The organism is Lelliottia sp. CFBP8978, from assembly GCF_034046055.2.
Taxonomy (GTDB): Bacteria; Pseudomonadota; Gammaproteobacteria; order Enterobacterales; family Enterobacteriaceae; genus Enterobacter.
This window is the reverse complement of record NZ_CM188253.1, coordinates 718553-741360: the sequence shown is the minus strand read 5'-3', so window position 1 is coordinate 741360 and position 22808 is coordinate 718553. Positions and strand designations below refer to the sequence as shown.

General features: G+C 54.3%; 21 protein-coding genes. 7 read left to right on the top strand and 14 right to left on the bottom strand.

Going from position 1 to position 22808, the window contains the following annotated elements:
• Window positions 1-36: 36 nt before the first annotated feature.
• Genes surA through apaH form a run of 5 tightly spaced genes read left to right on the top strand, consistent with a single transcriptional unit; the run spans window position 37 to window position 4358 of the window.
• A complete protein-coding gene (gene surA / locus SOM82_RS03470) occupies window positions 37-1323 on the top strand; it encodes a peptidylprolyl isomerase SurA (protein ID WP_154127164.1) in 1287 nt (428 codons plus the stop codon).
• Window positions 1323-2309, top strand: coding sequence for a 4-hydroxythreonine-4-phosphate dehydrogenase PdxA (gene pdxA / locus SOM82_RS03465; RefSeq protein WP_320460351.1), 987 nt, complete (start codon window positions 1323-1325; stop codon window positions 2307-2309). Before surA ends, pdxA begins: the two co-directional genes overlap by 1 nt.
• Window positions 2306-3124, top strand: a complete 819-nt coding sequence (gene rsmA / locus SOM82_RS03460) for a 16S rRNA (adenine(1518)-N(6)/adenine(1519)-N(6))-dimethyltransferase RsmA (RefSeq protein ID WP_320460352.1) — start codon at window positions 2306-2308, stop codon at window positions 3122-3124. Before pdxA ends, rsmA begins: the two co-directional genes overlap by 4 nt.
• A 3-nt stretch (window positions 3125-3127) precedes the next feature.
• Entirely contained in the window at window positions 3128-3505 is a 378-nt protein-coding gene (apaG, locus tag SOM82_RS03455; protein ID WP_320460353.1) for a Co2+/Mg2+ efflux facilitator ApaG/CorD, read from the top strand.
• 4 nt (window positions 3506-3509) lie between these two features.
• The gene (apaH, locus tag SOM82_RS03450; protein WP_154127160.1) at window positions 3510-4358 is read left to right on the top strand and encodes a bis(5'-nucleosyl)-tetraphosphatase (symmetrical) ApaH; all 849 of its coding nucleotides are present in this window, start codon (window positions 3510-3512) and stop codon (window positions 4356-4358) included.
• Window positions 4359-4396: 38 nt separating this feature from the next.
• Here the strand turns inward: apaH and folA are convergent, their stop codons facing one another.
• The 7 genes from folA to dapB all read right to left on the bottom strand — a co-directional run bounded on the left by folA (window position 4397) and on the right by dapB (window position 13825).
• Complete coding sequence (gene folA, locus SOM82_RS03445; RefSeq protein ID WP_100777676.1) at window positions 4397-4876, bottom strand: type 3 dihydrofolate reductase; 480 nt, start codon at window positions 4874-4876, stop codon at window positions 4397-4399.
• A gap of 114 nt (window positions 4877-4990) precedes the next feature.
• Window positions 4991-6856: a glutathione-regulated potassium-efflux system protein KefC gene (kefC, locus tag SOM82_RS03440; RefSeq protein ID WP_320460354.1), complete on the bottom strand. Its 1866-nt coding sequence runs from the start codon at window positions 6854-6856 to the stop codon at window positions 4991-4993.
• Window positions 6849-7379, bottom strand: coding sequence for a glutathione-regulated potassium-efflux system oxidoreductase KefF (gene kefF, locus SOM82_RS03435; protein WP_320460355.1), 531 nt, complete (start codon window positions 7377-7379; stop codon window positions 6849-6851). The genes kefC and kefF overlap by 8 nt, the downstream gene beginning before the upstream one ends.
• 246 nt (window positions 7380-7625) lie before the next feature.
• A complete protein-coding gene (locus SOM82_RS03430) occupies window positions 7626-7859 on the bottom strand; it encodes a YgdI/YgdR family lipoprotein (RefSeq protein ID WP_154127157.1) in 234 nt (77 codons plus the stop codon).
• Window positions 7860-8157: 298 nt separating this feature from the next.
• The gene (gene carB / locus SOM82_RS03425) at window positions 8158-11382 is read right to left on the bottom strand and encodes a carbamoyl-phosphate synthase large subunit (protein ID WP_320460356.1); all 3225 of its coding nucleotides are present in this window, start codon (window positions 11380-11382) and stop codon (window positions 8158-8160) included.
• 18 nt (window positions 11383-11400) lie between these two features.
• Entirely contained in the window at window positions 11401-12549 is a 1149-nt protein-coding gene (carA, locus tag SOM82_RS03420) for a glutamine-hydrolyzing carbamoyl-phosphate synthase small subunit (RefSeq protein ID WP_154127155.1), read from the bottom strand.
• 454 nt (window positions 12550-13003) lie between these two features.
• Complete coding sequence (gene dapB, locus SOM82_RS03415; RefSeq protein WP_320460357.1) at window positions 13004-13825, bottom strand: 4-hydroxy-tetrahydrodipicolinate reductase; 822 nt, start codon at window positions 13823-13825, stop codon at window positions 13004-13006.
• Between the two features lie 126 nt (window positions 13826-13951).
• On the opposite strand from dapB, the gene SOM82_RS03410 reads away from it, so the two are divergent.
• Window positions 13952-14107 carry a hypothetical protein gene (locus tag SOM82_RS03410; RefSeq protein WP_320460358.1) on the top strand — a complete coding sequence of 52 codons (156 nt, stop codon included), beginning with the start codon at window positions 13952-13954 and terminating at the stop codon, window positions 14105-14107.
• A gap of 38 nt (window positions 14108-14145) precedes the next feature.
• Here the strand turns inward: SOM82_RS03410 and ispH are convergent, their stop codons facing one another.
• The 5 genes from ispH to ribF are packed head-to-tail and all read right to left on the bottom strand — an operon-like array spanning window position 14146 to window position 19912.
• Window positions 14146-15096, bottom strand: a complete 951-nt coding sequence (ispH, locus tag SOM82_RS03405; RefSeq protein ID WP_154127153.1) for a 4-hydroxy-3-methylbut-2-enyl diphosphate reductase — start codon at window positions 15094-15096, stop codon at window positions 14146-14148.
• Complete coding sequence (gene fkpB, locus SOM82_RS03400) at window positions 15077-15547, bottom strand: FKBP-type peptidyl-prolyl cis-trans isomerase (RefSeq protein ID WP_095280714.1); 471 nt, start codon at window positions 15545-15547, stop codon at window positions 15077-15079. Before fkpB ends, ispH begins: the two co-directional genes overlap by 20 nt.
• A 54-nt stretch (window positions 15548-15601) precedes the next feature.
• Window positions 15602-16102 carry a signal peptidase II gene (gene lspA, locus SOM82_RS03395; protein WP_154127151.1) on the bottom strand — a complete coding sequence of 167 codons (501 nt, stop codon included), beginning with the start codon at window positions 16100-16102 and terminating at the stop codon, window positions 15602-15604.
• A complete protein-coding gene (ileS, locus tag SOM82_RS03390) occupies window positions 16102-18936 on the bottom strand; it encodes an isoleucine--tRNA ligase (protein WP_320460359.1) in 2835 nt (944 codons plus the stop codon). The genes lspA and ileS overlap by 1 nt, the downstream gene beginning before the upstream one ends.
• Before the next feature lie 37 nt (window positions 18937-18973).
• Window positions 18974-19912 (bottom strand): bifunctional riboflavin kinase/FAD synthetase, encoded by a 939-nt coding sequence (gene ribF / locus SOM82_RS03385; RefSeq protein ID WP_320460360.1) that lies wholly within the window; start codon window positions 19910-19912, stop codon window positions 18974-18976.
• A gap of 327 nt (window positions 19913-20239) precedes the next feature.
• Here ribF and rpsT point away from each other — a divergent pair, with 327 nt between their 5' ends.
• Window positions 20240-20503 (top strand): 30S ribosomal protein S20, encoded by a 264-nt coding sequence (gene rpsT / locus SOM82_RS03380; RefSeq protein WP_100777693.1) that lies wholly within the window; start codon window positions 20240-20242, stop codon window positions 20501-20503.
• A 58-nt stretch (window positions 20504-20561) separates the two neighbouring features.
• Here rpsT and nhaR read toward each other — a convergent pair whose 3' ends face one another.
• Both nhaR and nhaA read right to left on the bottom strand, forming a co-directional pair.
• Window positions 20562-21464 carry a transcriptional activator NhaR gene (gene nhaR / locus SOM82_RS03375; protein ID WP_154127148.1) on the bottom strand — a complete coding sequence of 301 codons (903 nt, stop codon included), beginning with the start codon at window positions 21462-21464 and terminating at the stop codon, window positions 20562-20564.
• Between the two features lie 61 nt (window positions 21465-21525).
• Window positions 21526-22701 carry a Na+/H+ antiporter NhaA gene (gene nhaA, locus SOM82_RS03370; RefSeq protein WP_320460361.1) on the bottom strand — a complete coding sequence of 392 codons (1176 nt, stop codon included), beginning with the start codon at window positions 22699-22701 and terminating at the stop codon, window positions 21526-21528.
• Window positions 22702-22808 lie beyond the last annotated feature (107 nt).

Here is a 22808-nt window from a genome sequence, read left to right as displayed (position 1 = left end):
GTAATCCGCTTTGCGGTTAATTGAAATGGAAAAAGTATGAAGAACTGGAAAACGCTGCTGCTCGGTATCGCCATGGTTGCGAACACCAGCTTTGCTGCGCCACAGGTTGTTGATAAGGTCGCCGCCGTTGTGAACAACGGTGTTGTGCTCGAAAGCGACGTTGATGGTTTGATGCAATCTGTAAAGCTCAATTCGGGCCAGGCAGGTCAGCAGCTTCCAGATGACGCTACGCTGCGTCATCAGATCCTCGAACGTCTGATCATGGATCAGATTGTTCTGCAGATGGGTCAGAAAATGGGTGTAAAAATCACTGACGAGCAGCTCGATCAGGCGATCGCCAATATTTCTAAGCAGAACAATATGACGCTGGATCAGATGCGCAGCCGTCTGGCGTACGATGGAATCAGCTACGCGACCTACCGCAATCAGATCCGCAAAGAGATGCTGATTTCTGAAGTGCGCAACAACGAAGTTCGTCGTCGCGTAACGATCCTGCCGCAGGAAGTTGATCAACTGGCGCAGCAGGTTGGCAATCAGAACGATGCCAGCACCGAGCTGAATCTGAGCCACATTCTGATCCCGCTTTCGGAAAATCCAACGTCCGATCAGGCTGCTGAAGCAGAAAGCCAGGCGCGCGCTGTCGTTGAGCAGGCACGTAAGGGCGAAGATTTTGGCAAACTGGCGATCACGTATTCTGCCGACCAACAGGCGCTTAAAGGTGGCCAGATGGGCTGGGGGCGTATCCAGGAGCTGCCATCGATCTTCGCTCAAGCGCTGAGTACGGCGAAAAAAGGCGATATCGTGGGTCCAATTCGTTCCGGCGTTGGCTTCCATATTCTGAAAGTGAACGATCTGCGCGGCCAGAGCCAGAGCATTTCCGTAACGGAAGTCCATGCCCGCCATATCCTGCTTAAGCCATCACCGATCATGACGGACGATCAGGCCCGCGTGAAACTGGAACAGATCGCAGCGGATATCAAGAGCGGCAAAACATCGTTCGCAAACGCAGCGAAAGAGTTCTCTCAGGATCCGGGTTCTGCCAACCAGGGCGGCGATCTTGGCTGGGCTGCTGCGGATATCTACGATCCGGCATTCCGCGACGCACTGATGAAACTGAACAAAGGCCAGATGAGTACTCCGGTACACTCTTCATTCGGCTGGCATCTGATCGAACTGATGGATACCCGCAACGTGGATAAAACTGACGCGGCACAGAAAGACAGAGCCTACCGTATGCTGTTCAACCGTAAATTCTCTGAAGAAGCGGCAACCTGGATGCAGGAACAACGCGCCAGCGCTTACGTGAAAGTACTGAGCAACTAATGAAACAACACCGTGTTGTTATCACTCCCGGCGAACCCGCCGGGATTGGTCCCGACCTCGTCGTCCAGCTCGCTCAGCGAAGCTGGCCGGTGGAACTGGTCGTCTGTGCTGACGCAACACTACTACAAGACCGGGCAAAATTGCTCGGTCTGCCTTTAACGCTCCTGCCGTATGATTCGAGCCAACATCCCGTTCCGCAGCCGCAAGGCACATTAACGCTCCTTCCGGTTCCCCTGCGAACAGCGGTCACGCCTGGTCAGCTCAGCGCTGAAAACGGCCTCTATGTCGTGGATACGCTGGCTCGCGCCTGTGATGGTTGCCTGAATGGCGAGTTTGCAGCGCTGATTACCGGCCCGGTGCATAAAGGCGTTATCAATGAAGCGGGTGTTCCCTTTACCGGACATACCGAATTCTTTGAAGAGCGTTCTCATAGCGACAAAGTTGTGATGATGCTGGCGACAGAAGAGCTGCGCGTTGCGCTTGTCACCACCCATCTGCCTGTCAAAGCGATTTCAGAGGCCATCACGCCCGCGTTGCTGCGTGAAATCATCACCATTTTGCATCACGATTTGCAAACCAAATTCGGTATCAAAGCGCCGCATGTGCTTGTCTGCGGGTTAAATCCGCATGCAGGCGAAGGCGGGCATATGGGTACTGAAGAGATTGATACCATCATTCCGGTGCTGGACGAAATGCGTGCCAAAGGGATGAATCTCAGCGGGCCCCTGCCCGCCGATACCCTTTTTCAGGCCAAATATCTTGATAGTGCCGATGCAGTGCTTGCGATGTACCACGATCAGGGCCTGCCCGTGCTAAAATACCAGGGATTTGGCCGCGCTGTGAATATCACGCTCGGTTTACCCTTTATTCGAACGTCCGTTGACCACGGTACTGCACTGGATCTGGCAGGAAAAGGCAAAGCGGATGTCGGCAGTTTTATTACGGCGCTTAATCTCGCCATCAAAATGATTATTAATACTCAATGAATACTAGAGTCCATCAGGGCCACTTAGCCCGCAAACGCTTCGGGCAAAACTTCCTTAACGATCAGTTTGTTATCGAAAGCATCGTTTCAGCTATTAATCCACAAAAAGGCCAGGCCATGGTCGAAATTGGTCCGGGTCTTGCCGCTCTGACTGAGCCTGTGGGTGAACGTCTTGACGAAATGACCGTTATTGAGCTGGACCGCGATCTGGCTGCTCGCCTGCAAACACACCCGTTCCTGGGGCCAAAGCTGACCATTTATCAGCAAGACGCCATGACCATGAACTTTGCCGAGCTGTCGGAGAAACTGGGTCAGCCGCTGCGCGTCTTTGGTAACCTGCCGTATAACATCTCTACGCCGCTGATGTTCCATCTGTTTAGCTATACTGATGCCATCGCCGACATGCACTTTATGCTGCAAAAAGAGGTCGTCAACCGACTGGTTGCAGGGCCGAACAGTAAAGCGTATGGTCGATTAAGCGTCATGGCGCAGTACTACTGTCAGATTATCCCGGTGCTTGAAGTGCCGCCAACGGCCTTTACTCCAGCGCCGAAAGTGGATTCTGCGGTCGTTCGTCTGGTACCACACGCTGTGATGCCGTACCCGGTCAAAGAGCTGCGCGTACTGAGCCGCATCACCACCGAGGCCTTTAACCAGCGCCGTAAAACGATTCGTAACAGCCTTGGTAACTCGTTTAGCGTCGAGGTGTTGACCGAATTAGGTATCGATCCGGCAATGCGTGCGGAAAACATTTCCGTTGAGCAGTATTGTAAGTTAGCTAATTACATCAGCGATAACGCGCCGCCCAAGGAGTAAGCCATGATTGATTCGCCCCGCGTATGTGTTCAGGTGCAAAGCGTCTATATCGAGTCTCAGTCCACCCCGGACGACGAACGTTTTGTTTTTGCCTACACCGTCACTGTTCGCAATCTGGGGCGGATGCCTGTACAACTCATCGGGCGCTATTGGCTGATTACTAACGGCAATGGCCGTGAGATCGAAGTCCAGGGTGAAGGTGTGGTCGGAGAACAACCCCACATCGCCCCTGGCGAAGAGTTTCAATACACCAGCGGTGCCGTCATAGAAACACCGATGGGCACGATGCAGGGCCATTATGAAATGGTTGATGCAGACGGTAATACGTTCCGCGTTGCCATTCCTGTTTTCCGTCTCGCCGTTCCTACTTTCATTCATTAATGACATGTCTACATATCTGATTGGCGACGTTCACGGTTGCTACGATGAACTGATCGCACTGTTAAAGCAGGTGGAGTTTACGCCTGGGCAAGACACGCTATGGCTGACGGGCGATCTCGTTGCACGCGGTCCCGGCTCGCTGGACGTTTTACGCTACGTTAAATCGTTGGGCGATAACGTGCGCGTTGTTCTCGGCAACCACGATCTGCATCTGCTGGCGGTGTTTGCAGGTATCAGCCGCAACAAACCCAAAGATCGTGTGACACCTCTGCTTGAAGCGCCCGATGCCGACGAGTTACTCAACTGGCTGCGTCGTCAGCCATTGTTGCAGGTCGACGAAGAGAAAAAGCTGGTGATGGCGCATGCCGGCATTACCCCACAGTGGGATCTCGCGACGGCAAAAGAGTGCGCCCGCGACGTGGAAGCCGTGCTTGCCAGCGACTCCTATCCGTTCTTCCTGGATGCGATGTATGGTGATATGCCCAACAACTGGAGCCCGGAGTTAAGCGGGCTGGCGCGTCTGCGCTTCGTGACTAACGCGTTCACGCGCATGCGTTACTGTTTCCCTAATGGGCAACTGGATATGTACTGTAAAGACACGCCGGAAAATGCTCCCACGCCGCTTAAGCCGTGGTTTGCCATCCCGGGTCCGGTGACAGAAGAGTACAGCGTCGTGTTCGGTCATTGGGCCTCCCTTGAAGGCAAGGGAACGCCGGAGAATATTTACGGGCTGGATACAGGATGTTGCTGGGGCGGCGATCTGACTTGCCTGCGCTGGGAAGATAAAAAGATCTTTGTTCAGCCGTCGAACCGGCAACTGGACTTAGGAGAAGGTGAGGCTGTCGCCTCCTGAGAGCGTTCACCCTCCCCCGTCGGGAGAGGGTGACAAACTTACCGACGTTCCAGAACTTCGAAGCAGTAGCTATGCGAGTTTTGCGCATCAGCGTCGTGGAATTCGCTAAATACGGATTCCCACTCGTCCGGATCGTAGTCCGGGAAATGCGTATCCCCTTCCACTTCCGCATCAATGTGAGTCAAATACAGCTTCTGCGCCTTTGGCAGAAACTGCTCATACACTCGACCACCGCCAATCACCATAATCTCTTCGGCGTCGCCGCATGCGGCAATCGCGTCATCGACAGATTTTACCCACTCAACGCGATCGTCGGTACCGGGTTGGCTACTGATGACGATATTCTTACGGCCCGGCAAGGGGCGTCCAATTGACTCCCAGGTCAGGCGGCCCATGACGACGGGCTTATTTAACGTTGTACGTTTAAACCATGCGAGATCGGCAGGCAGGTTCCACGGCATGGCGTTCTCCATACCGATAACGCGGTCTACCGCCAGCGCTGCAATCAGACTGATCATTGAAAATTTCCCGGATGCAAAAAATTGCCGCCACTATACGGAAAGCTTAATCTTTCGTCGACTGGCGGTAGAGTAAAGAACGTGAAATTTTTCAAAATTGCTGGCAACTCCACTTCACGTAGCAGGTTTACTCTCGGGTTCATCCTGCGGATCGCCGGTATGTTTCCCCTCTTCCGTGCCTTGCCAGCCATGGCGCTGAGTCAGCGAAAGATGATTGCGATCCTCGTTGATGATCTCGGTTAACATCGCACTGGTGCGCTTGACCACTGCAGCGCGAGAGGAGGCATCGCCCTCTGCCATTTCCACCATCTCTTCGACCATATCAGTGTTAAAACGACGGAACAGGTCAGCGCGCTCGCGCGCTTCATAAGCGCCCAGCCCCAGTCCTTCCAGCGCCAGACGACCGGATTTAAGCGCGCCTTCAAATGTTTCACGTTCCGGCGCCTCAACCCCAGCCTGACGCAGTTTGATGTAGTGATCGACATCGCGAGCGCGAGAAATGATTTTCAGATTCGGGAAGTGCTCCAGCGCCAGTTCCGCCAGTTGCAGGCTGGCCTGAGGATCGTCAATCGCATTAATCAGCACTTCCGCTTTGGCGGCCCCGGCGGACTCCAGCAAATCGACGCGCGTTGCATCGCCGTAAAAGACTTTCATACCGAATTTACGCAGGGTTTCGATATGGTCAGGATCGTGATCAAGAATGACCATTTTCACGCCGCTGGAGAGCAGTAAACGGCCGGTAATTTGTCCAAAGCGTCCAAATCCGGCAATAATCACCCGCGGCTGCTCTTCATCGATCTCATCGGCTTCGCGATCCTCCCCGCTGCCGGATTGTTCCAGCCGGGTCAGTAATACCAGCAGAATCGGCGTGGCGGCCATCGACAACGCTACCGCCAGCGTCAACGCCTTCGCCCATTCCGGCTCCAGCACATTCGCCATCTGCGCTGCGCCAAACACCACGAAGGCGAACTCACTGCCCTGCCCCAGCAGCACGGCAAACCAGCGGCGCTGTTTATTCGGCACATTCAGCGGACGGGCGATCAGCCACAGCATGCCCATTTTGATCACCAAAAAACCGACCAGCAGAATGAGAATGCGCAGCGGGTGCGTCACCAGGGTCCCGAAGTCGACAGACATCCCGACGCCGATGAAAAACAGCCCCAGCAGCAACCCCTTGAACGGTTCAATATCGCTTTCAAGCGCATGGCGATATTCGGAGCTGGCCAGCAGAACGCCCGCCAGGAACGCCCCCATGGCCATCGACAAGCCCGCTTCTTCGAGCAGCAGACCAAAGCCAAACACCAGGAACAGCGCGACGGCGCTGAACACTTCGCGCAAACCCGAACGCGCAACAAAACGCAGAAGCGGACGCGTCACGTAGCGGCCTAACAGGATCACCAGCGCCAGCGCTCCCACGACTTTCAGTGCCGACAGGGCAAACGCCACCAGCGTGGTTGACGAACCGCTGGCCGCCAGCAGCGGGATCATTGCCACCAGCGGGATTGCGGCAATGTCCTGAAAAAGTAAGACGGAAAAAGTGCTGCGCCCCATCTGAGAAACCGTCAGGTTGCGCTCATTCATCGCCTGCATCGCAATCGCCGTCGAGGAGAGCGCCAGCGTCATGCCGATTAATTCCGCCACCTTCCAGTCCATGCCGAGCAAAATGCAAAAACCGCCCAGCAGCGCGCCGCAGGCGACCATCTGCAATGCCCCGCCGCCGAATACCGAGGCGCGCAGTTTCCATAGCCGCTGCGGATCCAGTTCAAGACCAATGACAAACAGCATCAGCACCACGCCGATTTCGGCGAAATGCAAAATCGACTCGGCGTCAGTCACCAGCCGCAGTCCCCACGGCCCAATGACACAGCCAGCAATCAGGTAACCCAGTACCGAGCCCAGGCCCAGACGCACGGCAACCGGCACTATCAGCGCCGCCGCCCCCAGGTAGATCAGCGCCTGTATCAGCGTATGACTATCCATGGTGGGTCTCCTGCCAGTCGAGTAAACGTTGTTTGTAGTGACGAGCCTGCGCCTGCAACGTTTCATCGTCACACACAAAGGTGCAGTGCATCGCAAAAGGAGGAAGCCACGTTAATCCGCAGTAGATCGCCGTCGCCTGCAGCGGCTGCGCCAGGCTCTCAAACCCCGGATGCGAGCCGATATCGAAATGGCTTTCGCCCCCGCCGGTGGTGACAGCCCACAACAGGCTTTTGCCTTTGAGCGCGTGGCCGTTATGCCCGTACGCCCAGCCGTGGGAGAAGACTTTGTCGATCCACAGTTTGAGCAGCGGCGGCGTGCTATACCACTGCATGGGATGCTGCCAGACGATCAGATCCGCGCGCGATATCGCCTCCTGTTCGGCGGCGATATCAATATTGAAGTCGGGATAGAGTTGATAAAGGGAGCGAATTTCCACCCCTTCGAGCGTCCTTACCTGGTCAAGCATTCGCTTATTCGCATGCGAGTGCTGCGGATAAGGATGCGCATAAATTATCAGAATCATGGTAATGCCTGTGTAAACACTTGTTGTAATGAGCAAGAGTGTAGACAGTTAATTGAACCGCTTACAATGATAACTGTTATTTATGTATTCATGACTGATGCGCGCCCTGCTGGAACGCATTTATGGGGAGGATTGTAGCCTTGAGGAAAAGCGGGAGGAAAAGAGTGAATACGGCGCGCCGGTCTGTTCCGCACTGAAAACATGATGCACTGGCCCCACACTCGCACGCGGGGCCACGGAAAACGATTAGTTATCCAGCTCACCCATCGACTTCACCTGATCGCGATTAATCTGCTCAGTCTGGCCATTTTCGGCATTTTTATAGGAAACCAGTCCGGTATCGTCATCCACCTGCGGCTTGCCGTCGGTGACGATCGTTTTACCGTCAGTGGTTTTCACGGCCTGGTTGGATGAACAACCGGCAACGGTAAAGAGGGCTGCGGCAGCAAAAAGTGAGGTAGCCAGAAGTTTATTTCGCATGGTGTTCTCCCTGCTTTTCAGTTGAATTTAATTATCGACTTAACCATTTTAGGCTAACTGACTGAAGAGAGATGGAAAACCAGAAGACTCTGAAGACGAACGAAGAGATGTGTTGCCGGGTGGCGGCTATACCTTATCCGGCCTACAAAACTGAAGACAGTAAAAGCAAAACGGCAACCAGGTTGCCGTTTTTAACGTGTTCTCCCTCTCCCTGTGGGAGAGGGGCGGGGTGAGGGCATCAGGCCGCACACCCCATTGTGCCGGGTGACAGCTTTACCTTACCCGGCCTACAACTCGCTTATTTGTTAATTTGCGCGTGCATTTCCTGCACCGAAATCACCTTCTCGGTGGCATCCGCATTCAGCGCCATGGCTGTCGCGAAACCGCCGTTCAGGGTGGTGTCGTAATGCACTTTGTACTGCAGCGCGCTGCGGCGAATCAGCTTGGAGTCTTCAATCGCCTGACGACCGGCCGTGGTATTGATGATGTAAGTGTACTCGCCATTCTTGATACGGTCCTGAATGTGCGGACGACCTTCATGCACCTTATTGACCAGGCGCGGGTTGATGCCTGCTTCACCCAGCACGATGGCGGTCCCGTGGGTCGCATCCAGTTCAAAGCCCTGTTTCAGCAGCTTCGCGGCCAGATCCACCACGCGCTCTTTGTCGCCTTCGCGGACGGAGAGCAATGCGCGCCCCTGTTTTTTCATGGTGGAGTTACTGCCCAGTTGCGCCTTGGCAAACGCTTCTGCAAAGGTGCGTCCCACGCCCATCACTTCACCGGTTGAGCGCATTTCAGGCCCTAACAGCGGGTCAACGCCCGGGAATTTGTTGAACGGCAGAACCACTTCTTTTACCGAGTAGTACGGCGGAATTATCTCTTTCGTCACGCCCTGCTGGGTCAGCGTCTGGCCCGCCATCACACGCGCCGCCACTTTCGCCAGCGGAACGCCGGTCGCTTTGGAAACGAACGGTACGGTACGCGCCGCACGCGGGTTAACTTCAATCAGGTAGACTTCGTTATCTTTCACCGCGAACTGGACGTTCATCAGGCCGCGTACCTGAAGTTCAAAGGCCAGTTTCTGCACCTGCTGGCGCATCACATCCTGAATTTCCTGACTGAGTGTGTACGCTGGCAGAGAACATGCGGAGTCACCGGAGTGAACGCCAGCCTGTTCAATATGCTCCATGATGCCGCCAATCAGCACCATTTCGCCGTCGCAGATCGCATCCACATCCACTTCAACCGCATCATCAAGGAAGCGGTCCAGCAGCACTGGCGCATCGTTAGAGACGCTCACCGCCGTCTGGAAGTAACGACGCAGGTCGGCTTCGTCGTAGACGATTTCCATCGCGCGGCCACCCAGCACATAGGACGGGCGCACCACCAGCGGATAGCCGATGTCTTTGGCTTTCTCAACGGCCATTTCAATCGCGGTGACAGTGGCATTTGCGGGTTGTTTCAGCTTCAGACGGTCAACCGCCTGCTGGAAACGTTCGCGGTCTTCCGCACGGTCAATCGCATCCGGGCTGGTGCCGATAACCGGTACGCCTGCGGCTTCCAGCGCGCGCGCCAGCTTCAGCGGAGTCTGGCCACCGTACTGCACGATAACGCCTTTTGGCTTCTCGATACGCACGATTTCCAGCACGTCTTCCAGGGTGACTGGCTCAAAGTAGAGGCGGTCAGAGGTGTCGTAGTCGGTCGATACGGTTTCCGGGTTACAGTTGACCATAATGGTTTCGTAACCGTCTTCACGCAGCGCCAGAGAGGCGTGTACGCAGCAGTAGTCAAATTCGATGCCCTGGCCGATACGGTTTGGACCGCCGCCGAGGACCATAATCTTATCGCGATCGACCGATGGGTTGGCTTCGCACTCGTCTTCATAGGTGGAGTACATGTAGGCGGTGTCGGTGGCAAACTCTGCCGCACAGGTGTCCACGCGTTTGTAGACCGGGTGCAGATTGTACTGGTCACGCAGTTTGCGGATTTCCGCTTCACGAACGCCCGCCAGTTTAGCCAGACGCGCATCGGCAAAACCTTTCCGCTTCAGCATGCGCAGGAAGTCAGCGTCCAGACCGTTAATGCCCATCTCGGCCACTTTTTCTTCCAGGCGAATCAGCTCTTCGATTTGCACCAGGAACCAGCGGTCGATGTTGGTCAGGTTAAAGACGCCGTCCACGGAGAGACCTGCGCGGAACGCATCGGCGATGTACCAGATACGCTCGGCGCCTGCGTCTTTCAGTTCGCGACGGATTTTGGTCAGTGCTTCCGGATCGTCGAGGCTCACTTTCGGGTCGAAGCCCATTGCGCCCACTTCCAGGCCGCGCAGCGCTTTTTGCAGGGATTCCTGCTGAGTGCGGCCAATCGCCATCACTTCGCCGACGGATTTCATCTGGGTGGTCAGACGGTCGTTTGCGCCCGCGAATTTCTCGAAGTTAAAGCGAGGGATTTTGGTGACGACGTAATCGATGGACGGCTCAAACGAAGCCGGAGTGCGGCCACCGGTGATGTCGTTCATCAGCTCGTCGAGGGTGTAACCTACCGCCAGTTTCGCCGCCACTTTCGCAATCGGGAAACCCGTCGCTTTAGAAGCCAGCGCCGAGGAACGTGATACGCGCGGGTTCATTTCGATAACAATCAGACGACCGTTTTTCGGGTTCACGGAGAACTGCACGTTAGAACCGCCGGTTTCAACGCCGATTTCACGCAGTACCGCCATCGAGGCGTTACGCATGATTTGATACTCTTTATCGGTCAGGGTCTGGGCTGGCGCGACGGTGATGGAGTCACCGGTGTGGATGCCCATGGCATCAAAGTTTTCGATAGAGCAGACGATGATGCAGTTGTCGTTTTTATCACGCACCACTTCCATCTCGTACTCTTTCCAGCCAATCAGCGACTCGTCAATCAGCAGCTCTTTGGTTGGGGAGAGATCCAGACCGCGTTCGCAAATCTCTTCAAACTCTTCGCGGTTGTAGGCGATCCCGCCGCCTGTACCGCCCATGGTGAAGGACGGACGGATGATGCACGGATAGCCCACGTCAGCGGCAACCGCCAGCGCCTCTTCCATGGTGTGCGCAATTCCAGAGCGCGCGGTGTCGAGGCCAATTTTCTTCATCGCCACGTCGAAACGGCGACGGTCTTCCGCTTTATCAATCGCGTCAGCGGTGGCGCCAATCATGGTAACGCCAAACTCCGCCAGTACGCCCTGACGCTCCAGCTCCAGTGCGCAGTTCAGCGCGGTCTGGCCGCCCATGGTTGGCAGCACGGCATCCGGACGCTCTTTTTCGATGATTTTACGTACCACTTCCCAGTGAATTGGTTCGATATACGTCGCATCAGCCATTTCCGGGTCGGTCATGATGGTGGCCGGGTTGGAGTTAACCAGAATGACGCGGTAACCCTCTTCACGCAGGGCTTTACACGCCTGTGCGCCAGAGTAGTCGAATTCGCAGGCCTGGCCGATCACAATCGGGCCAGCGCCAAGGATCAGGATGCTTTTTATGTCTGTACGTTTTGGCATTTTCTTCTCGGCTCCTGATTATTTAGCGGTCTTACGGTACTGCTCGATAAGTTCGATAAAGTGATCGAACAGCGGCGCGGCATCGTGCGGGCCGGGGCTGGCTTCAGGGTGTCCCTGGAAGCTAAACGCCGGTTTGTCGGTGCGATGGATACCCTGAAGGGTATGGTCGAACAGCGACTTGTGCGTGACGCGCAGGTTCGCAGGCATGGACGCTTCGTCCACCGCAAAACCGTGGTTCTGTGCGGTAATCATTACCGTGTTGTTGTCGATATCTTTTACCGGATGGTTACCACCGTGGTGGCCAAATTTCATCTTCACGGTTTTCGCACCGCTCGCCAGCGCTAACAGCTGATGGCCGAGGCAGATACCAAATACCGGAATATCGGTTTCAAGGAAGGTTTTAATCGCGTCGATAGCGTAATCACACGGTGCCGGGTCGCCCGGGCCGTTTGACAGGAAGATCCCGTCCGGATTCATCTTCAGCACTTCGTCCGCTGGCGTTTGTGCCGGTACGACGGTCAGGCGGCAGCCGCGGTCCACCAGCATGCGCAGGATGTTGCGTTTGGCGCCGTAGTCGTAAGCCACCACGTGGAACGGCAGTTCGTCTTCTTTCTTCGCTTCTGGCAGCTCGCCTGCCAGCGTCCAGCTCCCCTGCGTCCAGCTGTAGGCTTCTGCCGTTGTGACTTCTTTCGCCAGATCCATGCCGTTAAGCCCCGGGAAGGCTTTTGCTTTTTCCTGCGCCAGCGCGGCATCAAGGTTATCACCTGCGATGATGCAGCCGTTCTGTGCGCCCTTCTCGCGAAGGATGCGGGTCAGCTTACGGGTATCAATATCGGCAATCGCCACGATGTTATGGCGCTTCAGGTAAGAAGAGAGGTCTTCCGTATTGCGGTAGTTGCTGGCAATCAGCGGCAGGTCGCGAATAATCAAACCTTGCGCATGAACCTGAGAGGACTCTTCATCGGCGGCGTTGGTGCCGACATTACCAATATGGGGATAAGTAAGGGTGACGATTTGGCGGGAATAGGAAGGATCAGTGAGGATTTCTTGATAACCGGTCATTGAAGTATTGAAAACGACTTCCCCAACCGCCGAACCTGTTGCCCCTATGGCCCGACCGATAAACTGGGTTCCGTCTTCCAGAACCAATAGCGCTGACTTAATCAAAACACCCTCCAGAGAATATTCACTCACTTTATCTGCATATTAATTCACAACCACGTTATGAATCAATGCAAATTTGTTGCCAGCGGATTTTCGGCAAACGGCGGCATTCTGGAGATTTAGAGCCTTAAAGTCAACTTAAAACGGATATTTTGTTTATTGTTTCGCAGTGCCCGGGTCTTTAAAGCCGTTTAAGCCGTAAAAAGATCAACAAAATCACATTAGAAAACGTTTGAATGGCAAGTTTAGTAGAATTTGTGGGGTGGGCACTGGAAAAATCAGACCAAATGGTCAAAATTTACATATGAGCAACACAAAATAAGAGGATAATGTTTATTTATTAGGGTTAAAGCCAGAAATCCAAACCAACAAGATAAAATATAAGGGCAATAAAATATTGCCCTGTGCAATCAATCAATTATGACTGCAATAACCACATCACGAAGGGTAACAACTTCTACAAATTATTGAGATCGAGCACATCTCGCATATCAAAAAGACCGTTATCAAAGCTTTTTAACCACAATGCGGAACGGACAGCGCCATTGGCAAACGTCATTCGACTGGATGCCTTATGCGTAATTTCAACGCGCTCGCCAATATCGGCGAAGATCGCCGTATGTTCCCCGACGATGTCGCCAGCACGAACTGTTGCAAAGCCAATTGTTCCTGGGACGCGTTCGCCAGTATGTCCTTCACGCGCATAGACCGCGCAATCCTTTAAATCTTTATCAAGTGCATAAGCAATCGCTTCGCCCATCGCGAGAGCAGTCCCCGACGGGGCATCCACTTTGTGGCGATGATGCGCTTCGATAATCTCGATATCAGTGTAGTCGCCCATCACTTTGGCGGCTTTTTCCAGCAGCTTGAGCATCACGTTAACGCCCACGCTAAAGTTGGCGGCGAAGACGATGGCAATATCCTGCGAAGCCTCTTTGATGGCTTGCTTGCCGGCGTCATCAAATCCGGTTGTGCCAATCACCATGCCTTTACCATGCTGACGACAAAATGCGAGATGGTTCAGCGTGCCTTCCGGGCGCGTAAAATCAATGAAAACGTCAAAATCATCTTTCACCGCATCCAGACTGCTTTGTACGGTGACGCCCGTCTTTCCTGCACCTGCCAGTTCACCGGCATCCGTACCGAGGAGTGAGGAGCCTTCGCGCTCCAGCGCAGCACCAAGCGCAACGCCATCCAACTGCAGCGCTGCCTGAATTAACTGGCGACCCATACGGCCACCCGCGCCCGCTATCGCGACACGGACCTGTGCATCATGCATAGTTATTCTCTTACGTTAAAAGTATGTAAATCGTTTTCAGAGTAACCAGCCTTTGCCGAGGCTGCCATCTGAAAACGCCGATAATTAGAATTTTATGATAAACAGGCAGCAGTATCAGTAAAAGACATGATTTCTCTGCCTGCAGGGAACGACCTTGTGCCTGTCGGCACGCTTTCGTATGCAGGGCGTTTTGGATATGGCAAAGAGGGGAAATGCGCGGTGGCGGAGCCGTCACCGACCTGTCGCCACCAGAATATGGGCGAGGATCAATACCCGAAATGAAAAATGCCAGTCATTAAATGACTGGCATCAGCAATGCTTTACTCGACTTCTTTCGCGTCGATACGCAGCTCTTTCGGCACTTCAAAAACAATGTTCTCTTCGCGGCCTTCCAGAGGAATGGCTTCGCCACCGCCGAGTTCCTGCAGGCGAGCGATCACGTTCTGTACCAAAATGTCGGGCGCGGAAGCCCCCGCCGTGACGCCGACGCACTTCGCCTCTTTCACCCACTCTTCCTGGATGTCGGTGGCATCGTCAATCAGAAACGCGGCTTTGCCCATCCGCTGTGCCAGTTCAGCCAGACGGTTGGAGTTGGAGGAGTTTTTAGAACCGACCACCAGCACAACATCGGCCTGCTCAGCCAGCGCACGGACGGCCTCCTGACGATTCGTAGTGGCGTAGCAGATATCATCTTTGCGCGGCCCAACGATTTTCGGGAAGCGGCTGCGCAGCGCGTCAATGACATCTGACGTATCATCCACAGAGAGCGTCGTCTGCGTCATAAATGACAGCCGGGCTTCGTTTTTCACATTAAGTGTAAGCACATCGTCCGGTGATTCGACCAGGTACATGCCCCCTTCCGGATTGCTGTACTGGCCCATCGTGCCTTCGACTTCCGGGTGGCCCGCATGGCCAATCAGAATAGACTCTTCGCCACGACGACTGGCGCGGGCGACTTCCATATGGACTTTGGTCACCAGCGGACAAGTGGCGTCAAACACGGTCAGATCGCGGTTTTTGGCTTCGTTACGAACGGCCTGAGAAACACCGTGCGCTGAGAAAATCAGGATTGCCCCATCGGGCACTTCGCTGATCTGCTCAATAAAGATCGCGCCACGCTCGCGCAGGCTGTCCACCACGTAGCGGTTGTGTACCACTTCGTGACGCACATAAATTGGCGCGCCGTAAATCTCCAGCGCGTTTTCAACAATGCTGATAGCGCGGTCTACACCGGCGCAGAAACCGCGCGGGTTAGCCAACAGGATCTGCATTCACTTCCTCCAGTGCCGGGTCGATCTCCAGCACTTCAACATCAAAATGAACGGTACGCCCGGCCAGCGGATGGTTGAAATCCACGGTGATGGAATCACCATTGATTTCGCGGATCACGCCAGGCATTTCGCTGCCATCCATTGCGGTAAAGAGCATAATCGCCCCAATTTCCGGCTCGCCTGCATCCATAAATTCACGACGAGAGAAATACTGAATCAGATCCGGAGTCGGCACGCCAAACGCAGCATCTGGTTCAAGGGAAAACGCTTTTTTCTCGCCTTCTTTTAGCCCCAGGAGTTGCTGTTCAAGGCCTTCCGAAAGAGAGGTATCGCCCAGGCGAAACAGCGCAGGTTTGCCATTATTGCGGGTGGATTCTGCGGTGGAACCATCGTCAAGTTTCAACGTAAAGTGAACCAGCACCGCGCTATTGCTCTGTATGGATTTAGACATGCAAATCGTCCAGTTGTTTTGCCCGGCGGCGAAACGCCTGCCGGGCATCAGGGATCACGCCTGTTTTTTCGTCGCGGCGCCCGGTAAAAAGCCTTCGAGCACAATCAGCGCGGCACCGATGCAAATTGCGCTATCAGCCAGGTTGAAAGTGGCGAAATGCCAGTTACCCACGTAGAAGTCGATCATATCGACGACAAAGCCGTGCCACAGACGGTCAAACAGGTTGCCGAGCGCGCCGCCAATGATCAGCGCGTAGGCGATGTTATTCAGCTTCTGCGTCGCTTTCGAGCGGTACATCAGCACCGCAAGGATCACACAGATACCGATAGCAATACCCGCGAAGAACCAACGCTGCCAGCCGCCGCTGTCGGCGAGGAAGCTAAACGCCGCGCCATAGTTGCGCGCATAGTGCAGATTCAGTGACGGGAACAGCGGCACCGTATCCCCCAGAGCAAAGTTCTGGAGGATCAGGAATTTGCTGCCCAAATCAATAATCAGCACGACTACAACCAGCCACAGCCAGCGTAGTCCTGTTGAACAGAGAGATTGGCTCATCAGGCAAACTTACGTTTTTCGCCGCTACCGGCGATGTTGCTAACACAGCGTCCACAGATTTCTGCGTGTTCCGCCACCTGACCGACATCGGTGGTGTAATGCCAGCAGCGCGGGCATTTCTCACCTTCGGCTTTGCTCAGTGCCACTTTCAGACCTTTGAGCAGTTCGCTCTGCTGGGCATCCGCAGTCGCCTGTGCATAATCGGCAACGCTGGCACCCGAGGTCAACAGGACAAATCGCAATTCGTCGCCGAGAGCCGTCAGCTTCGCGGCCAGTTCAGGTTCTGCGTACAGAGTGACCGCCGCTTCCAGTGAACCGCCCACTTTCTTATCAGCACGCGCCTGCTCGATCACTTTGTTGACTTCGCCGCGCACTTTCAGCAGCTCGTCCCAGTAGGTATCGTTCATCGCTTCAGTCTCAGCCAGACCAAACAGGCCCTGGTACCACTCGCCGGTGAACACATACTTCTCGCGATCGCCTGGCAGATAGCCCCAGATTTCGTCTGCGGTGAAAGACATGATCGGCGCCATCCAGCGCACCAACGCTTCAGCGATGTGATACAGCGCGGTCTGGCAGCTGCGTCGCGCCACGCTGTCTGCTTTCGCGGTGTACTGACGGTCTTTAATGATGTCGAGGTAGAACGAGCCCATCTCGATGGAGCAGAAACGCATTAAACGCTGCACCACTTCGTGGAAATCATATGACTCGTAGGCCTTCAGGATATCTTCCTGCGCCGCTTGCGCGCAGCCTACAGCCCAACGATCCAGTACCACCATCTCTTCCGGTTTCACCATGTCTTTGACCGGATCAAAACCGTTCAGGTTAGCGAGCAGGAAGCGCGCGGTGTTACGGATACGACGATAGCTGTCGGCAGCACGTTTGAGGATCTCATCCGATACGGCCATTTCGCCGGTGTAGTCGGTCGAGGCGACCCACAGACGCAGAATATCCGCGCCCAGTTTGTTCATCACGTCCTGCGGAGAAACGGTGTTACCGATAGATTTGGACATCTTGCGTCCCTGACCATCGACGGTAAAGCCGTGAGTCAGAACCTGACGGTAAGGCGCTTTGCCCTTCATCGCCGTGGAGATCATCAGAGATGACATAAACCAGCCGCGGTGTTGGTCAGAACCTTCCAGATACATATCGGCAGCGTGTCCCGCAAACTCAGGACGCACATCCACCACCGAGGAGTGGGTGGAACCCGAGTCGAACCACACATCGAGGGTGTCTGGCACTTTCTCGTAGTTGGCCGCGTCGTCGCCCAGGATCTCTTTGGAATCAAGATCCCACCACGCCTGGATGCCATCCGCTTCAACGCGTTTAGCCACGTCTTCCATCAGTTCCAGCGTGCGCGGATGCAGTTCCTGCGTCTCTTTATGGACGAACAGCGACATCGGCACACCCCAGGTACGCTGACGGGAGATACACCAGTCAGGACGGTTAGCGACCATGGATTCGATACGCGCCTGACCCCAGTCCGGGATCCATTGCACGCCTTTGATCTCTTTCAGCGACTGCGCGCGCAGGCCTTTCTGATCCATGCTGATGAACCACTGCGGGGTCGCACGGAAGATGATGGGCGACTTGTGACGCCAGCAGCACGGATAGCTGTGCTGCATCTTCTCAACGTGCAGCAGCGCGCCGCTGGTGCGCAGCATGTCGACAATGATGTCATTCGCTTTAAAGACGTTGATCCCGTCCAGCGCCGGATAAGTCCCCGGCAGGTAAGAACCGTCCGGACCAACCGGGTTAGCGATTTCCAGACCATATTTCAGGCTGATGTTGTAGTCGTCCGGGCCGTGGCCACCGGCGGTATGTACCGCACCGGTACCGGCGTCCAGCGTAACGTGATCGCCAAGAATTGCCGGCACGTCGAAATCGAGGAACGGATGCTTAAAGCGCATCAGCTCAAGCTCAGCGCCTTTTACCTTTTTCAGGCTGGGAGCAACACCTTCAAAAGCATCCTTTCCTAATGTCAGGATCTGAATGAGCTGGTGTGATAATCCATCAGCAACGATGTAATTTTTTCCCTGGAAATTCAACATTACGTAATCAAAATCAGGGCTTAGTGTGATGGCCCTGTTTGCAGGTAAAGTCCAAGGAGTTGTTGTCCATATAACTAGGGATACGGGACCTTCAACTGAATCAGCATCAAATTTTGACTTCACAGCAATCGGGTCGACTGCATTAAAAGCGACATAAATAGACGGAGAGGTTTTGTCGTAATACTCCACTTCCGCTTCTGCCAGCGCAGAACGGCAGTCAACGCACCAGTGCACTGGCTTGGCGCCTTTATGCAGATGGCCGTTACCGATGATTTTACCCAGCGCGCGGATGATGTTGGCTTCTGTTTTGAAGTCCATGGTCAGATACGGACGCGACCAGTCGCCCAGCACGCCCAGGCGGATAAAGTCTTTACGCTGACCATCAACCTGCGCGGCCGCGTATTCGCGACATTTTGCGCGGAACTCAGCGGCGGTGAATTTCTCACCCGGCTTACCGTATTCCTGCTCCACTTTCAGCTCAATCGGCAGACCGTGGCAGTCCCAGCCCGGAACGTAAGGCGAGTCAAAACCGGTGAGTCCTTTGGACTTCACGATAATGTCTTTCAGAATCTTGTTTACAGAGTGACCAATATGAATGCTGCCATTCGCATATGGAGGGCCATCATGCAGAATGAAGGTTTTTTTGCCTTTTTTGGCTGCACGAATGATGCCGTACAGGTCATCATCGGTCCAACGCGCCAGCATTCCCGGTTCACGCTTGGCGAGATCGCCGCGCATCGGGAACCCTGTTTCCGGCAAATTCAGGGTTGATTTATAGTCACTCATCAGATTCTCGGTTCCGTATTTAAAACTCGTTCAGGCATTAAGCCGGGTTCGATAGCCCAAAAAATTCGCGGGCCGTTAACTCATCGCGCGCAATTTGTGCTTTCAGCTCATCAAGCGAAGCAAATCGCTGCTCATTGCGTATTTTTTTACGCAGGATTACATCTATATGGCGACCATAAAGGTCCATTACAACGTCCAGCAAATGCACTTCCAGCTGCTGACGCACGCCAGCAACTGTCGGACGGGTGCCAATATTGGCAACGCCGGGCAAAGGCTTATCACCCAACCCGACCACTTCTACCGCATAAACCCCTTTTACCGGGGAAACCTGACGACGCAGCGGTACATTCGCCGTCGGGAAACCTATTGTGCGGCCAAGCGCATCGCCATGCACTACGCGTCCGGAGATGGCAAACGGATGCCCCAGTAGATTCTCAGCCACGTCCAGTTGATCGTCGGCCAGCGCCTGACGAACCGCAGTGCTGCTCACGCGTACGCCACCTTCGCAGAAGGTCATGGTGCTGGTGACATCAAATCCGAATTCCAGGCCAGCCTTCTGTAATAACAAGAAATCGCCCTGACGACCAGCGCCAAAACGGAAATCATCACCCACGGCCAGAAACTGCACGCCAAGCCGTTTTACCAGCAGGTCGCCGACAAAATTTTGCGCCGTCAGTGCAGCGAAACGCCGGTCAAAGCGCAAACACAGCACATAGTCCACGCCGCAGTCAGCCAGATAGCGCAACTTCTCGCGCAGGCGAGTTAAACGCGCGGGCGCTTTATCACCGGCAAACAGTTCCAGCGGCTGCGGTTCAAAAATCATGACCACAACGGGCAGTCCGCGGGCCTGGCCCTCTTTACGCAATCCTTGCAACAGCGCCTGATGCCCACGATGCACGCCGTCGAAATTACCAATGGTCAGTACGCACCCGTGAGGGGCTTGACTGAGATTATGTATGCCGCGTATCAGCTTCATGACAGGCTCAAAACAGTGAAAATCGCCCGAGTATACCTTGTACAGCGGTTAAGGTTAACCGGCGATTGTGCCCTCAAATCAGAAAGCCGTAATGATTTCAGGATGGTGACCATTCAGAGGGAAAAAAACTGTCAGTAAACTGCGTTTTTTACACCGAAAGACTGTATTCAGGTGAGACAAGCTGGTAGAATCCTGCGCCATCACTACGTAACGTAGCGTCGCCATTCAACGGCGCTTATTTGCACAAATCCATTGACAAAAGAAGGTATAGAGGGCATATTCCTCGGCCTTTGAATTGTCCACATAGATCATATTTGGGAGTTGGACTTGGCTAATATCAAATCAGCTAAGAAACGTGCCATCCAGTCTGAAAAGGCTCGTAAGCACAATGCAAGCCGTCGCTCTATGATGCGTACTTTCATCAAGAAAGTATACGCAGCAATCGAAGCTGGCGACAAAGCTGCAGCACAGAACGCATTTAACGAAATGCAACCAATCGTGGATCGTCAGGCTGCTAAAGGTCTGATCCATAAGAACAAAGCAGCGCGTCATAAAGCAAACCTGACTGCGCAGATCAGCAAACTGGCTTAATCGCCACTTGTTGTTGCTTGTTTTAAAGAACCCGCTTAATGCGGGTTTTTTTATTGGCTTAACGTGATACAGGCGAAGCAAACAGCGCCGAGTAGTCGCCGTTACAGATGCGCTGCACCGCCGGATGCTGAATCATTCTTTCGGCAAATATCGCGTGATACTCTTCCATGACGTTATCGACCCGTCCAATCTCCGTCACCTTGTCATCAAAATAAAGATCGTGCGCGTACAGCGTCGGTGCAACGAAAATCGCATTATGCGCTTCGCCAAAGGCTTTCATTAGTGCGGCGTCATCAAACTCGCCCAGAATTTCCACCTTCAGCCCTTGCGAGTTAAACCAGTTCAGCAGCTTGCGACCCAGCATCGAACGCCGCCCAGGGACTAACAGGCGTCGCTCCTCAAGGCAGGCTGGAAACGGTTTTTCCGGCGGCGGATTGATGCACCAGAAACTAACGCCACACTCGCCAATCTTCACCGAGAACAGCCCTTCCTGCTGAGTGGAATCAATCGGGCAGTCAGAGATAATGATATCCAGCTTGTGCTGGCTCAGTTGCTCAAGCAGCATTTCATGCGTGGATTCAAAACAGCGCAGATGAATTTGCTCATCCTTAACGACCGCAGCATCCAGCACGCCGCTGACCAGACGCTTGGACAGTGCATCGGCTACGCCCACATCAAAGAGCAAATTCGACTCTTTGCGGTAATTCACAATATCGAGCATTTCCTGGCTTAAGGTGAACATTTTGTCCGCGTAGCGAAAAACCAGCTCTCCCAGTTCGCTCGGCTCAATTCCCCGACCTTTCCGTTTGAACAGCTTTCCCTGCAGACGCTCTTCGAGCGCCTTAATCTGGCCCGTAATGGTCTGAGGCGTCAGATAGAGCGCTTCCGCCGCTCCCACCACGGAACCCTCTTTATAGACATGCCAGAAATAGTACAGATGGTTGTAATTGATGTGAGACATAGTGTCTTCGCTCCCTGAGTCTGTTTTCGAAAGAGGGCCTCTGCCCTCTTTCGTTTTCCTGTTATGCCGTCTGCGCCTGTGCCGACAACTTCATCTTCAACAGGCCATAGCCGGTAAACGCGGCAAGTAACGAGCCGGTCAGGATGCCCAGCTTAGCCCATACGATGAGCTGCGGATCCAGCGATGCAAAGGCCAGCGTCGAGATGAAAATCGACATCGTGAACCCAATTCCACACAGCACGCCCACCGCCATGATCTGCCGGAACGTCGTTCCCTGCGGCAAGGAAGCAAGTCTGAACTTCAGCGCCAGCCAGCAGAACAGCGTGATGCCCAGCGGTTTACCAATAAACAGGCCAGCGATAATCCCCAGCGGTAACATGGAGGTCAGACCGGCAAAAGTCACGCCTTCCAGCGAAACGCCCGCGTTAGCAAAGGCAAACAGCGGCAGGATCATAAAGGCAACCCACGGGTGCAGCACATGCTCTAACTGTTTGGCCGGCGATTTGCCGTGCTCCGCCTTCAGCGGCACAAAGAAGCCGACGATAACGCCTGCCAGCGTCGCATGTACGCCAGACTTCAGCACCGCCGTCCACAGGATGACCCCTACCAGCACGTAAATGCCCGTTCTGCGCACATTACAGATATTCAGCAGCGCCAGCACCGCGATAGCGCCAGCCGCTACGCTTAGCGACAGGATCGACAGTTCGCTGGTATAGAACAGGGCGATAATGACGATTGCGCCGAGGTCATCAATAATCGCCAGCGCCATCAGGAAGATCTTCAACGCAACAGGGACGCGACTGCCCAACAGCGCCAGCACGCCGAGCGCAAAGGCGATATCGGTCGCCGCCGGGATCGCCCAGCCGTGGCGAGCAACAGGATCCTGATAGTTAAATGCCAGATAGAGCAGTGCCGGAACCACCATACCGCCAATCGCGGCGATAACCGGGAATGCCGCTCGCTGGCGACTGGCCAGTGAACCCAGCACAAGTTCGCGCTTCACTTCCAGACCAACAAGCAGGAAGAAGACCGCCATCAGCGCATCATTAATCCATAACAGCATGTTCTTGTTGATTTCCAGCGCACCCACTCGCAATTCTACGGGCGTTTCCAGGAAGGCGTGATAAAGCCCCTGTGTTGCTCCCAGGTTCGCCAGAACCATTGCAGCCACTGCGGCGATAATCAAAATCACGCCGCCGGATGCTTCATTGCTGAAGAATCGTTGTAAAAGTTTCACTTTAGTTCTCTCTCTAAGACCATACCTCGATAAAACCATAATACCAAGGCAAACAGCTCGAAAAAATCAGATTAATGTTGCGGATAAGCTCGGTTTTATCGAGTCAT